Source organism: Sediminibacterium roseum, from assembly GCF_009939005.1.
GTDB classification, from domain to species: domain Bacteria; phylum Bacteroidota; class Bacteroidia; order Chitinophagales; family Chitinophagaceae; genus Sediminibacterium; species Sediminibacterium roseum.
This window is the reverse complement of the sequence record NZ_JAACJS010000015.1, coordinates 598,309-613,258: the sequence shown is the minus strand read 5'-3', so window position 1 is coordinate 613,258 and position 14,950 is coordinate 598,309. Positions and strand designations below refer to the sequence as shown.

15 protein-coding genes are annotated in these 14,950 nt (G+C 48.2%); 9 read left to right on the top strand and 6 right to left on the bottom strand.

The features are described from left to right. The first annotated feature begins 157 nt into the window (after positions 1 to 157). Both GWC95_RS13780 and GWC95_RS13775 read left to right on the top strand, forming a co-directional pair. Positions 158 to 1,399, top strand: a complete 1,242-nt coding sequence (locus tag GWC95_RS13780; RefSeq protein WP_161819304.1) for a carboxypeptidase-like regulatory domain-containing protein — start codon at positions 158 to 160, stop codon at positions 1,397 to 1,399. Between the two features lie 101 nt (positions 1,400 to 1,500). Further along, positions 1,501 to 2,754, top strand: a complete 1,254-nt coding sequence (locus GWC95_RS13775) for a carboxypeptidase-like regulatory domain-containing protein (protein WP_161819303.1) — start codon at positions 1,501 to 1,503, stop codon at positions 2,752 to 2,754. Between the two features lie 92 nt (positions 2,755 to 2,846). Here GWC95_RS13775 and queA read toward each other — a convergent pair whose 3' ends face one another. Further along, the gene (queA, locus tag GWC95_RS13770; RefSeq protein WP_161819302.1) at positions 2,847 to 3,896 is read right to left on the bottom strand and encodes a tRNA preQ1(34) S-adenosylmethionine ribosyltransferase-isomerase QueA; all 1,050 of its coding nucleotides are present in this window, start codon (positions 3,894 to 3,896) and stop codon (positions 2,847 to 2,849) included. Positions 3,897 to 4,196: 300 nt separating this feature from the next. Between queA and GWC95_RS13765 the strand changes: the two genes are divergently transcribed. Then, positions 4,197 to 4,580: a hypothetical protein gene (locus GWC95_RS13765; protein WP_161819301.1), complete on the top strand. Its 384-nt coding sequence runs from the start codon at positions 4,197 to 4,199 to the stop codon at positions 4,578 to 4,580. Here the strand turns inward: GWC95_RS13765 and GWC95_RS20000 are convergent. Further along, positions 4,573 to 6,294 carry an ABC transporter ATP-binding protein gene (locus GWC95_RS20000; protein WP_161819300.1) on the bottom strand — a complete coding sequence of 574 codons (1,722 nt, stop codon included), beginning with the start codon at positions 6,292 to 6,294 and terminating at the stop codon, positions 4,573 to 4,575. The two genes, GWC95_RS13765 and GWC95_RS20000, sit on opposite strands and share 8 nt — an antisense overlap. A gap of 248 nt (positions 6,295 to 6,542) precedes the next feature. On the opposite strand from GWC95_RS20000, the gene ccsA reads away from it, so the two are divergent. The 3 genes from ccsA (at position 6,543) to GWC95_RS13745 (ending at position 8,934) form a co-directional block, all read left to right on the top strand. After that, positions 6,543 to 7,226, top strand: coding sequence for a cytochrome c biogenesis protein CcsA (ccsA, locus tag GWC95_RS13755; protein WP_161819299.1), 684 nt, complete (start codon positions 6,543 to 6,545; stop codon positions 7,224 to 7,226). Then, positions 7,219 to 7,437 carry a CcmD family protein gene (locus tag GWC95_RS13750; protein WP_202630293.1) on the top strand — a complete coding sequence of 73 codons (219 nt, stop codon included), beginning with the start codon at positions 7,219 to 7,221 and terminating at the stop codon, positions 7,435 to 7,437. Before ccsA ends, GWC95_RS13750 begins: the two co-directional genes overlap by 8 nt. 75 nt (positions 7,438 to 7,512) lie before the next feature. Beyond that, positions 7,513 to 8,934 (top strand): Glu/Leu/Phe/Val family dehydrogenase, encoded by a 1,422-nt coding sequence (locus GWC95_RS13745; protein WP_161819298.1) that lies wholly within the window; start codon positions 7,513 to 7,515, stop codon positions 8,932 to 8,934. Between the two features lie 93 nt (positions 8,935 to 9,027). On the opposite strand, the gene GWC95_RS13740 is transcribed toward GWC95_RS13745, so the two are convergent. Beyond that, positions 9,028 to 9,471, bottom strand: a complete 444-nt coding sequence (locus GWC95_RS13740; RefSeq protein WP_161819297.1) for a type I restriction enzyme HsdR N-terminal domain-containing protein — start codon at positions 9,469 to 9,471, stop codon at positions 9,028 to 9,030. A gap of 140 nt (positions 9,472 to 9,611) precedes the next feature. Here GWC95_RS13740 and GWC95_RS13735 point away from each other — a divergent pair, with 140 nt between their 5' ends. Beyond that, complete coding sequence (locus GWC95_RS13735) at positions 9,612 to 10,382, top strand: AMP nucleosidase (RefSeq protein WP_161819296.1); 771 nt, start codon at positions 9,612 to 9,614, stop codon at positions 10,380 to 10,382. Between the two features lie 44 nt (positions 10,383 to 10,426). Here the strand turns inward: GWC95_RS13735 and GWC95_RS13730 are convergent, their stop codons facing one another. Together GWC95_RS13730 and GWC95_RS13725 are read right to left on the bottom strand one after the other, a co-directional pair. Then, positions 10,427 to 11,086 carry a heme exporter protein CcmB gene (locus GWC95_RS13730; protein WP_161819295.1) on the bottom strand — a complete coding sequence of 220 codons (660 nt, stop codon included), beginning with the start codon at positions 11,084 to 11,086 and terminating at the stop codon, positions 10,427 to 10,429. Then, the gene (locus GWC95_RS13725; protein ID WP_161819294.1) at positions 11,076 to 11,642 is read right to left on the bottom strand and encodes a thymidine kinase; all 567 of its coding nucleotides are present in this window, start codon (positions 11,640 to 11,642) and stop codon (positions 11,076 to 11,078) included. Before GWC95_RS13725 ends, GWC95_RS13730 begins: the two co-directional genes overlap by 11 nt. 82 nt (positions 11,643 to 11,724) lie before the next feature. Here GWC95_RS13725 and GWC95_RS13720 point away from each other — a divergent pair, with 82 nt between their 5' ends. Then, positions 11,725 to 12,432: a hypothetical protein gene (locus tag GWC95_RS13720; protein WP_161819293.1), complete on the top strand. Its 708-nt coding sequence runs from the start codon at positions 11,725 to 11,727 to the stop codon at positions 12,430 to 12,432. Here GWC95_RS13720 and GWC95_RS13715 read toward each other — a convergent pair. Then, a complete protein-coding gene (locus tag GWC95_RS13715; RefSeq protein WP_161819292.1) occupies positions 12,405 to 13,670 on the bottom strand; it encodes a 3-deoxy-D-manno-octulosonic acid transferase in 1,266 nt (421 codons plus the stop codon). The genes GWC95_RS13720 and GWC95_RS13715 overlap by 28 nt on opposite strands. A gap of 149 nt (positions 13,671 to 13,819) precedes the next feature. On the opposite strand from GWC95_RS13715, the gene GWC95_RS13710 reads away from it, so the two are divergent. Then, positions 13,820 to 14,950 (top strand): DegT/DnrJ/EryC1/StrS family aminotransferase, encoded by a 1,131-nt coding sequence (locus tag GWC95_RS13710; protein WP_161819291.1) that lies wholly within the window; start codon positions 13,820 to 13,822, stop codon positions 14,948 to 14,950.

Genomic DNA, 14,950 nt, shown 5'->3' with positions numbered 1-14,950 from the left:
GCCTGCACATTTTTTTGCCATAGGTTTTACAGCCCGGCCCGTTTGCCTGCGTGTAAAACCTGTGGCATTTTTTTTAATGCACCGATTCAAACAAATATTCCCCCAGGTTTTTCTATAACTAAAAAGTTCGTTATCTTTCTCTCCTGAAACCCAACGAGTGAGAAGCGCTTTTATTTTTTTGTTTTGTTTGTTCACCTCTGTTTCTTTTGCCCAGGCTTTGAAAGGAAGGGTGTTGTATGCCGATACGCGCCGCCCCGTGGTTGGCGCCAGTGTTTTTCTTGCCAATACATCGATCGGAACGGTTACGCAGGAGAATGGTGAGTTTGTGTTGCCGCGCTTCCCGGAAGGAAGTTTTGATCTCGTGGTTTCGTTCGTCGGGTACGAGTCCTTTACATTACCCATCCGTTCCAACCGCATCCCCGAAAACATCGAAGTGGTACTAAAGCCAAAAGTGGATGAACTCAAAGAAGTGATCCTTGAACCTTACGAGAAAGATGGATGGCAGAAATGGGGAAGGTTTTTCCTGGAGAACTTTATCGGGATGTCTGCCGGCGCAGAAGATTGCAAACTGCTCAACAAAGAAGTGCTACGGTTCAGGCTGAACCGCAAAGAGAATACTCTATACGTGAGCGCCGACGACCGCATCCTCATCGAGAACCGTCATCTCGGCTACCACCTGACATACGATCTTGTGAATTTCCAGTACAACATGCGCACGCATGTTTTTCTCTACCAGGGATATCCTTTGTTCAGAGACATAGAAACCAAACGTTCGGCGCAGAAAAGAAGGTGGCTCGCCAACCGTGAAGCTTCTTATTACGGATCGATCATGCACTTCATGCGGAGCCTCTACCGGAACAAATTGATCGAACAGGAGTTCGATGTCAAGCGCATCATCAAAATTCCAAACACGGAAAGGGAACGCATTTCGCAGATCAACCGCGCAAAAATGACCGGGACCAGGGTGACCACAGGCGGATCTGTTGTGATAGGTGACGTATATGCCGGCCTTCACCCTGATACCGCCGCCTATTACCGGAAAGTGATGCGTATGCCTGAAACAACAGACTACCTCATCAACCGTACCCTTACCGGCGACAGCATCGCTTACGCAATCGACAGTACGGTCGCCGGTTTTAATTTCAAAGATTATCTCCAGGTGGTTTACAAACCAAAAATGGCGCCCGTGGAATTTTACCGTTCCCTGAACCAGGCCTATATGGAAGCGCCCGTTACCTCGCAGATCAAACGCACAAGCGAAGAACCAATGATGGTCTGGTCCAATGGTACCTACTACGAAGGCACCACCATGATCTCTTCGGGTTATTGGGGTTTTTCGGAAAAAATAGCGGAGTTACTGCCCATCGACTACTGGCCACCGCCTAAGAAAGCAAAATAGTTTTTGTAAGTTACAGGAAACGGGGAGCCGGGAGCCGGAACATGGCATTAAAATTGTGCATGGTTTACGTCCGACCATTCTTCTCCAAAACCAAAACTGGTATGCGAAAGCTCCTGCTTTTACTATGTTCCTCTTTTTTGATGGTTTTCGCCCAGGCGCAGAAAACCATGTCGGGGCGCATCTTCTCCCAGGATAAAACACCTGTGGCCGCCGCCAATATTTACCTCAGCAATACATCGAAGGGAACGGTGAGTGACGAGAACGGCGTTTTTGTGCTGCGGAATTTTCCCGAAGGAAAGTACGAACTGATCATTTCATGCGTAGGGTTCGAATTGTTCAGAACACTGATCGGTTCAGACCAGTCGCTGGATAATGTGGTGGTCTATCTCAAACCAAAAACAGAAGAACTAAAAGAAGTAGTGGTGGCAAACGATCCGTACGATCCGTATGGATGGTCGCGGTACGGCCATTTCTTTATGGATAATTTTATCGGCACAGAATCTTTCGCATCCGAATGTACGCTTGTGAACAAAGAAGCGCTGCGTTTCCGCTATTCTCCCCGGACGGACCTGGTAAAAATAACAGCGAAGGAGGACCTGGTTATTGAAAACAATGCATTGGGATACATATTGAAGTACACGCTCGTAAATTTTGAATACAGCCTCTCCACCAAACAATTTATTTACCGCGGTTACCCGTTCTTTACCGAAATGCAGTCAACAGACAAACGCCTTGAAAAAAAATGGAAAGAGAACAGGGACAAGGTTTACAAGGGTTCGCTCCTGCATTTTATGCGCAGCACTTACCGTGATAAAATAGCCGAAGAACAATTCGAGGTACGCGAAATAGCGAAGATCAGCAAAATGGAAAAGCAGCGTGTGCGTGAAATGTTCGACCGGCAGAGTAAAAAGAAATTATCAAACTCCGGTTACATTCATGCCAACGAAAGCCTGCTTTTTATAGAAGAGAAAGATACAGCCCGCATCATCAACAAAGACACGCTGGCGTATTTTCAAAGTGTAATGAAACAGATCAGGCAGGAAGAGATCCTGATCGATATCAAACTTGGCGCAAAGAACATCGCATCAGACAGGGACCATAATTCCAAACAACTCATTTTCCCGAACAGGATCGAAGTGGTTTACCTGCCAAAGATCAAATACCCCGATTACCAGAAAACACTTCCCGACGATCAAAAATTTAACCCGGTCGTTTCCCATCTTATGAATGTGCCCGAACATCTCGTGTTTCTTTCGAACGGAAGTTTTTACGGAGAAAATATTGTAGGCGTTAAAGGTTTTTGGTCATGGTCGGAAAAAATGTGCACCAAGCTGCCTTATGACTATGAGCCCTGATTGTTTTGTTGCGCTTAACCATAAACACAAAGAAGCCTGGTGTTTCTACCAGGCTTCTTTGTTATGAAAAGACTTGCAATTGCAAAGCGTACTCAGATGATCAGCAACGCATCGCCGTAACTAAAGAAACGATACTTGTCCTTGATCGCTTTTTTATAAGCTTCCATGGCGAGATCGTAACCGGCGAATGCGCAGGTCATGATAAGCAGGCTGGTTTTTGGCAGATGGAAATTGGTAACCAGGCTGTCTGCAACATTGAATTTATAAGGTGGATGGATAAAGTGGTTGGTCCATCCCTCGCTTGGTTTTAATAATTTCTGCGCGGTGAAGCTGCTTTCCATGGCGCGCATGGTAGTGGTTCCGATGGAACAGATGCGGTGCCCGGTTTCTTTCGCTTTGTTTACGATGTTGCAGGCCTGCTCGTCAATGGCGTAGTATTCTGCATCCATTTTGTGTTTGCTGAGATCTTCCACTTCAATGGGGCGGAAGGTGCCGAGGCCCGTGTGCAGGGTAACTTCCGCAAAACGGATCCCCAGTATCTCGCAACGTTTGATGAGCTCTTTGCTGAAGTGAAGCCCTGCAGTAGGCGCCGCAACAGCGCCCTCGTATTTCGCATACACCGTCTGGTAACGTTCCTTGTCTTCCTCGTCCGGTTTGCGTTTGATGTATTTAGGCAAAGGCGTTTCTCCAAGATGTTCGAGCATCTTTTTGAAGCTCTCGTCATCGTCGTCCCATAAAAAACGGATGGTACGGCCACGGCTGGTGGTATTGTCGATCACTTCGGCAACGAGTTCTTCGTTCTCGCCGAAATATAATTTGTTGCCTACGCGGATCTTTCTTGCGGGATCAACGATCACATCCCATAAACGGTTTGGTTTGTTCAGCTCACGAAGCAAAAACACCTCGATCTTCGCACCCGTTTTTTCCTTGCGCCCATACATACGCGCGGGAAATACTTTGGTGTTGTTCACTACAAAAACATCCTTGTCGTCGAAATACTCAAGAATGTCGCGGAAATGTTTGTTTTCCATGTGGCCGCTCTTTCGGTCAACCACCATCATGCGACTGTCTTCCCTGCGTTTGGTAGGGTTCTGCGCAATGAGGTTTAGTGGAAGGTCAAACTTGAACTGTGATAATTTCATGTGTCTAATCCTGTTTTAAGATGATAGCCACATTCAGGTTGCCATCCCCAGGACTTGCGGGAAGTAGCTCGCTTCATGTTACGGCATGAATTTCAGAAGTTGGCAAAGGTACGATATAGGTACAAACCCGCCAATTTGAATCATATCAATTGATTAAACAATTGATTGTCAAACATATATAAGTCTTTCACCCATGACCAAAAAATGTTATTTTTGCGCTCGCGGCAACCTTCTGCTAAAGTTTCCGTTTTATGGATCATGATTCAGACAACAAAAACCAAAACAGCCATTTTGTTCACAATGGCCGTAATTCTTTTTTTGGCTTCCTGCACAAAAAAAACGGAGGATCTTGAAGTGATTGCGCGCACCGGCAAAACCGTTCGCTTTGTATTGTACACCGAGCAGGATTTTTCGCAGGAGCAGAAGAACATAACCTTTTCTGTGTTTATCAGGAAAGCCGGCGACAGCCGCCACCTGTTCGATTCCACTTTTTCTGTTATGAAAGTGAAAGACATTCCTTCTCCCACCAACAAGATCGTTTTTGAGAAAACGGTTCCCGCGGGGCTTAACGAGGCATTGGAAGCAGGATTTGTGTATTATCTCGAGAATGTTGGTTATTCGTGGAAGATTGATCGTTTCGATGGGGGCAACTGGTTCCAGGAACTCAACTATTCTTTCAGATAACCGCACCGGGAATGGAAGCGATCAGCCTTTGCGTGTAGGCGCTCTGCGGGTTGCGGTACACGTCTTCCGCATTGCCCATTTCTTCGATCTTTCCTTTGTTCATCACCATGATCCTGTCGCTGATGTACCTGACCACCGAAAGATCGTGCGAGATAAAGATAGCGGTAAAGCCGAATTCCTTTTTAAGGTCGTTCAGCAGGTTTAGCACCTGTGCCTGTACGCTCACATCCAGTGCAGAAACACTTTCATCGCAAATGATAAAAGAAGGGTTGAGAGCCAATGCCCGTGCGATCACGATGCGTTGCCGCTGCCCGCCGCTGAATTCGTGCGGGTAACGGTTGTAGTGTTCCGACCGCAGGTTTACTTTTTCCAGCAGTGAAACAACTTTTTCTTTCCGCTCTTTTTCATTCCTGGCCAAACCGTGCACCAGCAAAGGTTCTGCGATCGCATCGCCGATGGTGATCCTTGGGTTGAGCGATGAGTAGGGGTCCTGGAAAATGATCTGCATGTCTTTGCGCAGCGATTTCAATGTTGCCGGCGCCGTTTTTAAAAGATCGATTCCTTTGTAAAGAACTTTTCCTTCTGTTGCCTCTATCAGCCGCAGGATCGTTCTGCCCAATGTGCTTTTTCCGCAGCCCGATTCGCCCACCAGTCCGAGTGTTTCTCCCGCGTAAACTGTGAAACTCACATCATCAACTGCTTTTGTATAAGCGGTGACCTTACCAAGAAAAGATTTTTTGGCAGGAAAATAGACTTTGAGGTTTTCTACTGTTAGAAGCGGTGTTTGAGAACTGGTTCCAGGTGCCGGGTATACATGGCTTTCCTGTTTTGCGGCTTGTTTTTCTTTTATGTTTCCTTCGCCGTCCACTTCCATAAAATCGCTTACCACCGGGAGGCGCTCGCCTTTTTCGTGTAAACCGGGTCTGCAGGCAAGCAATGCTTTTGTGTAAGGATGCCGTGGTGATGAAAGCAGCGTTGCCGTTGTGTCCTGTTCAACAATTTCTCCCTTGTACATAACGGCGATACGGTCTGCGATCTCTGCCACTACGCTCAGGTCGTGCGTAATAAATATTACACCCATGTTATTCTGGACTTGCAGTTCGCGAATCAGTTCGAGGATGTTTTTCTGAACGGTGACGTCGAGTGCGGTGGTGGGCTCATCGCAGATGAGCAGGGCGGGCTCGCAGCTCATCGCCATGGCGATCATCACCCGCTGTTTTTGTCCGCCACTGAGTTGGTGCGGGTATCTTTTGAACATACCCGCCGGGTCGGGAAGTTTAACTTTTTCGAAAAGTGCGATCGTTTTTTCCATCGCTTCTTTTTCTGTGAGCGGTTCGTGCTGCCGGATGGCTTCCATTACCTGGAAGCCGCAGGTGAGAACGGGGTTCAGGGAGGTCATCGGTTCCTGGAAGATCATCGCAATTTCATTGCCGCGGATGCGCTGGAGCTTTTCGCGTGGGATGGTCAGCATGTCGGAGCGCTCATCGTTTGTGGTGAGTATGATCTCCCCTGAAGTGTATACTGCGGGTGGCGACGGCAATAATTGCAGGATGGAGAGCGAGGTCACGGATTTGCCTGAGCCCGATTCGCCCACAATCGCCAGTATTTCACCGCGCGAAACAGATATTGAAATGTTTTTTAATGCTTTTGTGGTGGTTTGGTCTGTGACGAAATCAACCGAGAGGCCATTGATGGTTAAGAGGGGTGCTGCCATCCTGTAAAGTAAATTATTTTTTTGCCACGGAATGCACGGATCAACACAGCGTGGCGGATCTCGACCGGTGGGATGCTGAACTGTGTTTGAAACCAGTGGATCGCAAAACACAAGTTTTCCCGATTTAGGTAGGTATAACCCGTATTTTTTACACAATCATTCTTGTTATTGGGCCCCTTTCACCTAATTTTGCGCTCACAGTTGTTAGTTTGTTGAGGGTGCTGAATGGACACTGTAAAAAACAGATCATGCTTCGAAAATCCTGGTGGAAAATAGCAAGTTTTATTTTACTCTTATATACCTGCTCTTACGGTTTTCTTGTGCCGGTTCCTTCACCGCCCGGGGTGCCTTTGAAAGAAACGATCCGTAATTTATTTTTTCATGTGCCGATGTGGATCGCCATGATGGTTTGTTTTACGGTGTCTGTTGTATATGCCATCAAATACCTGCGCAAACAGTCGGTGAAAGACGAGATCTATTCAACCGAATTTGTAAGAACGGGAAACATGCTCGGCATTCTCGGGCTGGTAACGGGAATGATCTGGGCCAACTACCAATGGGGCAAGCCCTGGAGTGGCGATGCCAAGCAAAACGGTACGGCCATTGCGTTGCTGATCTACTTCGCCTATTTTGTATTGAAAGGAAGTTTGCAGGATGAAGAGAAGCAGGCAAGGATAGGAGCGGTATACAATGTCTTTGCATATTTTATGTTGTTTCCCTGCATATGGATCCTTCCGAGGCTGGCGGAGAGCCTGCATCCGGGCGGATTGGGAAGTGAGGGCAACCCGGGGCTTAACCCGAAAGACACCACAAATTCCATGCGCAGTGTGATGTATCCTGCGTTCATCGGCTGGACATTGATCAGCGTATGGATCACCACCCTGCGCATCCGTGTGCGGCTCATTCAACAAAAACAATTGGCGTATGAATAAGGTAAAAAGAATGGCAGGCATGTTCCTGTTCGCATTTACAGCAGCAACCACACAGGCACAGGAAACAGTGGCCAATCCCGAGAATGCGGACCTTATGCGCAGCAACGGCAAATTATACGTAGTAGTTGCCGTAGTGGTTACGATATTGATTGGCCTGTTTTTTTATGTATATAGCCTGGACAGGAAGATCAGCAAACTCGAAAAAAAATAACGGGGCCGGGTGAGCCGGCGATCCGTGAACAAAATAGCTTTCCATAAAAGAAAATAAAATCTAAAAGAATCAATCATGTCAAGTCAACAACCGTATAGCTTTTTCCAAAGTGTTGAAAAAAGCTTTGATAAGGCGTCAAAATTTACAAAGTGGGAGAACGGTTTGCTCGAGCAGATCAAGGCGTGCAACAGTGTGTACAGCATGCGTTTCCCGGTGAAGATGGATGATGGTCGCATTGAAGTGATCGAGGCTTACCGTGTACAGCATTCGCAGCACAAATCGCCTTGTAAGGGCGGCATCCGCTTCAGCGATGAAGTGAACCAGGATGAGGTGATGGCGCTTGCATCGCTCATGACCTATAAATGCGCTATCGTGAATGTTCCGTTTGGCGGGGGCAAGGGCGGGATTAAAATCAACCCGAAAAAACACAGTGTATACGAGCTCGAAAAGATCACCCGCCGTTATACAAGTGAACTCGTAAAGAAAAATTTCATCGGTCCCGGCATCGATGTTCCCGCTCCTGATTATGGAACCGGTGAAAGAGAAATGGCCTGGATCGTTGATACCTACGCTTCTTTGAAACCGGGCGAGATCGATGCTGCCGGTTGTGTTACCGGCAAACCGATCACACAGGGCGGCGTGCGCGGTCGTAAAGAAGCAACCGGCCTGGGCGTATTCTTCGGTATCCGTGAAGTGTGCAACATGGAAGATGTGATGAAGAAACTGGGACTGAGCCTTGGTGTTGAAGGAAAAAAAGTAGTGGTGCAGGGTCTTGGTAATGTTGGCTACCACAGCGCTAAATTTTTCCGTGAACATGGTTCAATTGTTGTTGCCATTGCCGAGTACGAAGGTGCCATTTACAAAGCAGATGGGTTGAACGAAGAAGAAGTGTTCCAGCACCGGAAAGCGACCGGTTCTATTCTCAATTTCCCTGGCGCAACCAATCTTGCAAAAAGCAACGACGCGCTCGAGCTCGAGTGCGATATCCTGATCCCGGCTGCGCTGGAGAACGTGATCAATGGCGATAATGCGGGTAAAGTAAAAGCAAAGATCATCGGCGAAGCTGCCAATGGACCGCTTACACCGGAAGCAGATGACATCCTCATCGGCAAAGGCGTACTCGTTGTACCTGATATGTACCTCAATGCAGGCGGTGTTACCGTTTCTTATTTCGAATGGTTGAAAAACCTCAGCCACGTGCGTTACGGGCGTATGGAAAAACGGTTCACCGAAAACCTCAATACACATATCCTCGACCAGATCGAGGGCCTCACCGGTAAAAGCGTTTCGGATGTTGAGCGCAAGTTCATCAAACACGGCCCCGAAGAAGTAGACCTCGTGCACAGCGGCCTCGAAGAAACCATGATCACCGCAACGCGTGAGATCATGGACATCTGGAAAAACAACCCCGATATTCCTGACATGCGCACCGCCGCTTACGTATGCGCTATCAATAAAGTAGGAACATCTTATAGTGAGTTGGGGATATTTCCGTAACAAACCCACAATAGGAATTAAGAATTAGGAATTAGGAATTAGGAATGCGGATTAGCAACTGTTAATTCCTAATTACTAATTACTAATTCCTAATTAATTACTACTTCCTGTTTCCGGCAATTCGGCTATCGGCTCCGGGATGCCTTTCGCAATACAGAATGCCCTGTGTTCCGTGCCATTGGTTACCATGATGTAATCTGCCCGGATGGTTATATTGTAGTTGAGGATCTGCCTGATGGTAGCTTCGCTCAGCGGCACATTCATTTCCTTGCATTCGATGATCATCCATGGTTTTGCTTCCTTGTAAACGAGGATGTCGAAACGTTTGCGCAATTCGCCCAGCGCAATTTCCTTTTCGACGGCGATGAGCGATGCGGGGTATTTTTTTACCTGCAGCAGGTATTGCAATATGTTTTGCCGCACCCATTCCTCCGGCGTGAGCCGCACCCATTGTTTGCGTACCTCGTCAAAGATCCATTCCTTTTCATTCTCTTTTTTTATACGGAAATCGAAAGGTGGATATTCTATCCTTGTCATACGCTTTGTTTATGGCCGCCTTTTTTGTATTTTAGCCAATTATTTTTTTCAAAGTTAGGAATTAGGGAGGCTGAAGTTAGGCGTTTCGTACGCTAACTCCTAAAGCCCCCGTTCAAACGCCTGGCTCAAAACCGTACACCATGAAAACAAAAGAAGACATCGTTAATAACTGGCTGCCCCGTTACACAGGGGAGAAGCTGGAAAACTTTGGTAAATATGTGTTGCTTACCAATTTCAGCAACTACATTACCATGTTTGCCAAATGGAACAATGTGGAGATCGTGGGCACCGACAGGCCCATGCAATGCGCAACTGCAGATGGCATCACCATCATCAATTTTGGAATGGGTAGCCCGGGTGCGGCCACGGTCATGGACCTGCTCACGGCCATCAACCCCGAAGCCGTTTTGTTCCTGGGCAAGTGCGGCGGATTGAAAAAACGCAACAAGATCGGCGACCTGATCCTTCCCATCGCGGCAATCAGGGGAGAAGGTACCTCGAACGATTATTTCCCGCCCGAAGTTCCTGCAATGCCAGCCTTTGCTTTGCAGAAAGCGATCTCAACAACGATCCGCGATTATTCGGTTGATTACTGGACAGGAACGGTTTATACCACCAACCGAAGGGTTTGGGAGCACGACGACGAATTCAAGGCCTACCTGACCAAAGTACGCGCCTATGCCATTGACATGGAAACGGCGACGATCTTTACCGTTGGCTTTTACAACAAGATCCCCACAGGCGCACTGTTACTGGTAAGCGATTCGCCGATGATACCGGATGGTGTAAAAACAGAGGAGAGCGATAAGAAAGTAACTTCCGAGTTCGTGGAGAATCACCTGAAGATCGGCATCGATTCATTAAAGCAGTTGATCAATAAAGCGCAGACGGTGAGGCACCTGCGGTTTTAGCGTTGCTTTGTGGCAGATGTTCTGTTTGCAGAATATGATGTTCTTTAATCCTTCCACAAAAACGGGAAAAGAATAACCGCCAGTGCCACTACCATCAGGTCAAGCCCTCCGAGCAGCAGCACCATTTGCCACCAGCCGGATTGAATCACCGAAGAAAAAGCAACAGAAGAGATCTTCATCAGCAAAAGCAGTTGCGGAATGATGAGCGGGAACCCCATGATCGCCATCAGGGCCGCCTGTTGCTGTGCCTTTGCCGCGATGGCCGCGAGGAAGGTGAAAACAAGCCCGAGGCTCATCCCCCCAAAACAGGAAATAAAAATAAAAACGGGCCAGTTTTCAAGCGGGTTGCCCAGCCACAATGTGAAGATGCCGAGACTCAGCAAACTCATCACCACCATCAATACGGCATTGAAGATGAGTTTTGACAAAACAAAATCAACCGGGCTGGCGATCGAATAAAAATAAAGCATGCGCCCGCGGTTTTCCTGCAGGAAACTTTTGGCCACGGCATTGATGCATACAAACAATTGTATCACCCAGAACATGGCGTTCCATATTTTGTCCTCGGGCTGGTCCATACACAGGTACACCACAAAAATGGTAGACGCCACATAAAGCAGTATCCCATACAATGTATACTGCTGGCGGGTTTCAAGGAGCAGGTCCTTGCGCATGAGGGCTAATATGCGTCGGCTACTTTTCATTGGCGCATTTGCGGCAGCGTGGCTCGTAGGTTTCTTTTTCGCCCAGTAATACCTGTCCGCCCTGGCCCGTTTTTCGATACGATACGTTTGCGATGTTCCCGCACTTCATACAGATCGCGTGTAATTTGGTGATGTAGTCGGCGATGGACAACAGGAACGGCATCTGCCCGAAAGGTTTGCCGAGGTAATCCATATCCAGTCCGGCCACGATCACCCGCACACCCCTCAATGCCAGCATTTCGCAAACGTTAATGATCTCGTCGTCAAAAAACTGCGCCTCGTCGATGCCCACCACGTCTACGCCTTCGGCCATCAGGAGGATGGTTTGTGAGTTTTCGATGGGGGTAGACTGTATCGCGTTCGAATCGTGGCTCACTACGTTGTTTTCGTCGTAGCGCACGTCTATTGCAGGTTTGAAGATCTCTACTTTCAGGTTGGCGATCTTGGCCCTTTTGAGGCGGCGGATGAGCTCTTCGGTCTTTCCGCTGAACATGCTCCCGCAGATCACTTCGATCCAGCCTCTTCTTTCGCCTGATATATTGGGTTCAATAAACATCTGTAAAATAAATTGTAAAAGAAAACGTTTGTACCTTTAAACGATCCCTGTTTTTTGGTAACCCCCAAATGTATTACATCCGATGGAAAGAGTGGGCACCTTGATAAACAAACTCAAAGAACAGTTTGAGCAACAGGCCGGCGCTGAAAAGATGGCCGTTACGGCCCAGCTATTGCTCGCCGAACTGCAGCGGGCCGAAGTGCGCCCGGCCGCGGCAGGTAAGATATCTGTTGTTCTGCCCAAGGTCTCGGGCTCACCCATCCCTGTTGCGGAAGAAAAGATGGAAACCGCTCCTGTGCCGCAGGCAAAACAACCTGCCAAAGAAGAACAGGCCGCGAACTGGATCTTTGAATCACCCATAGAAATTCCAACCCTGGCACATCAGCAGGAAGCGGCTGTTGCCGCTCCGCAGGAGCCCGTGAAACGCGTGGAGACAACACAGGTTGCCGCACCAGTTGTTGAATACAACCACTCATTCGCTCAGCCCGGCGAGAGCCTGAATGAAAAACTGAAGGAAGAAAAAAGGGAAGTGGCCCATGCATTGCAGGGTGCACCCATCCGCGACCTGAAAAAAGCGATCGGGATCAACGACCGTTTCCTGTTTGTGAACGACCTTTTCCGAGGCGATGAGAACATGTACGAGCGCAGTTTGAAAACCATCAACGCATTCACCATTTACCCCGAAGCGGAATACTGGATACAGCGCGAACTGAAAGTAAAACTCAGCTGGCCCGATAACAGTGAAACCGTGAAATTATTTGATCAGTTGATCAAGAGACGGTTCGCCTGAATAAATTGAACCACGCTTTCCGTTGCTCCTGCACGGTCTGCTACATATTTACCGGCCGCCGCCGCCGCTGCATTGTACAGTGTTTGTTTTTCAAGCAGGTCTTTTAACAACGCTTCCAGCTCAAGCGCATCACTTATGCTGAATGCGCCTCCGCGGTCGAGCAACTCTTCTGCCTCGAAATATTTATCGTAAACAGGGCCGAAAACCACGGGTTTGCCGTACACGGCAGCCTCGAGTATGTTGTGGATGCCATCCTCGCCAAAGCCACCGCCTACATAGCAAACCGCTGCGTATTTGTAAAGCCTGCTCAACATGCCCACATTGTCTATAATGATCACGTTGATGTCTGCAGGCACCGATCTTCCCTGCTGCAACGCCCTTTCATAATCTGAATACAGGATGGCATTTTTGTAAAGCTGCAGGCATTCGATGAGCCTGTCTTTTCCAATATCGTGTGGGGCTATGATAAACCTGAGGGATGGGTTTGTATTTGCGAAATGATCCAGCTCTTCATCGTCGTCTGTCCACGTACTGCCCGCAACAATGGTCGTCCTGTTCGCGCAAAATTCACCGATCACCGGTACGGGTTCAAAGCCGTTCGCGATGCTGATCACGCGGTCGAAACGGGTATCGCCGCTGAGCATTACATTCTCTTCGTAGCCGATGCTTTCCAGCAGCGCAGCCGATGCCTGGTTCTGTACAAAAAGACAGGTAAAAAAAGAAAGCATTTTCCTGTGCGCACCGCCGTACCACCTGAAGAACAACTGGTCTTTTCTGAAGATGCCCGACACAAGCAGCAAAGGGATGTTTCTTTGTTTTGCTTCGCTGAGGTAGTAAAACCAGAATTCATACTTTACGAACAGGACCAAAGAAGGCTGAACGATATTCAGGAACCGCGACGCATTGGAGGGGGAGTCCATGGGCAGGTAAAAAACATGATCAACACCATCGTAATTTTTCCTGATCTCGTACCCGGACGGTGAAAAAAAAGTAAGCAATAAGCAATGCGACGGGTATTCCCTGCGGAGCGCTTCCAACACGGGTCTTCCCTGTTCAAATTCGCCGAGCGATGCGCAGTGCATCCATACCACAGGTTTGCTGTTTTTGTAAAAAGCGGCCGCCAGTTTTTTGAAGATGCCCCTTCTGCCGGTTACCCAAAGCCTGGCTTTCGGATTGGTAAAGCGCAAGAGCCATACGATTTTAGGGTACAACAGTATGAAAAGCCGGTACGCAATCATAGGCGGGAGTTGATGGCACAAAGAAACGAATAAAGAACCATGTGGGAAATTTGAAGGATGAAATGAGGGCGGGCAGACTCCTACTTCGTGCCTGTAAATTGCCGCTTTTCGCTTGTTTTTCGCTAATTTCGCCGCTCTAAACCATGATCATGCGCCCAATCCAGATGGTTGATACAAAGACTCAATACCTGCACATAAAAGATGAAATAGATTCAGCCATACATTCGGTACTTGACAGTGCGGCATACATCAACGGCAAACCCGTCCAGGATTTCGCCGCTGCGTTGAGCACCTATACCGGTGCAAAATTCACTATTCCCTGCGCAAATGGTACCGATGCGCTCCAGATCGCGATGATGGCCCTCGATCTGCAGCCCGGTGATGAAGTGATCACTCCTTCCTTCACCTACATCGCCACAACCGAAGTGGTTGCTTTGCTCAAACTGAAACCCGTATTTGTAGAGGTGGATCCCAAAACATTCTGTATGGATCCACAGTCGTTGCGCGCGGCCATCACCCCAAAAACAAAAGCGATCGTACCGGTGCATTTATACGGGCATGCGGCGCCGATGGAAGAGATCATGCAGATCGCAAAGGAGTTTAACCTGTACGTGATCGAAGACAATGCACAGGCCATTGGTTGCGATTATACTTTTTCAGATGGAACAAAAAAGAAAACCGGGACCATCGGAACGATCGGAACCACTTCTTTTTATCCAAGCAAGAACCTCGGCGCCTACGGCGATGGCGGTGCGATCTTCACGAACGATGAAGCGCTCGCGCATAAACTAAAGATGATCGCCAACCACGGACAGGAAAAAAGATATTACCACGAGCTGGTAGGTTGCAACTCGCGCCTGGACACATTGCAGGCAGCAGTGCTGAATGTTAAGTTGAAGAGACTCGATCAATACAATGCGGCGCGCCGTAAAGTAGCAGCGTTTTACAACAAAGCCTTAGAGGGAAATAAGCACATTACCGTTCCGTTTGTTGCGCCGTACAGCGATCACGTATACCACCAGTACACTATTTTACTGAACGATGCGGATCGCGACGGGTTGAGCGCCCATCTCGCAGAACAGAAAATACCTTCAATGATATATTACCCGGTACCCGGGCACAAACAAAAAATGTTCTCATCACTCAAACTGCCCGAACTGGATCTTGCCACTACCGACTCGCTCACCGGGCGGGTGATCTCTCTGCCCGTGCATACGGAAATGGACGAAGAACAGTTAACATTTATCACACAACAGGTACTGAATTTCTTAAACCGATAA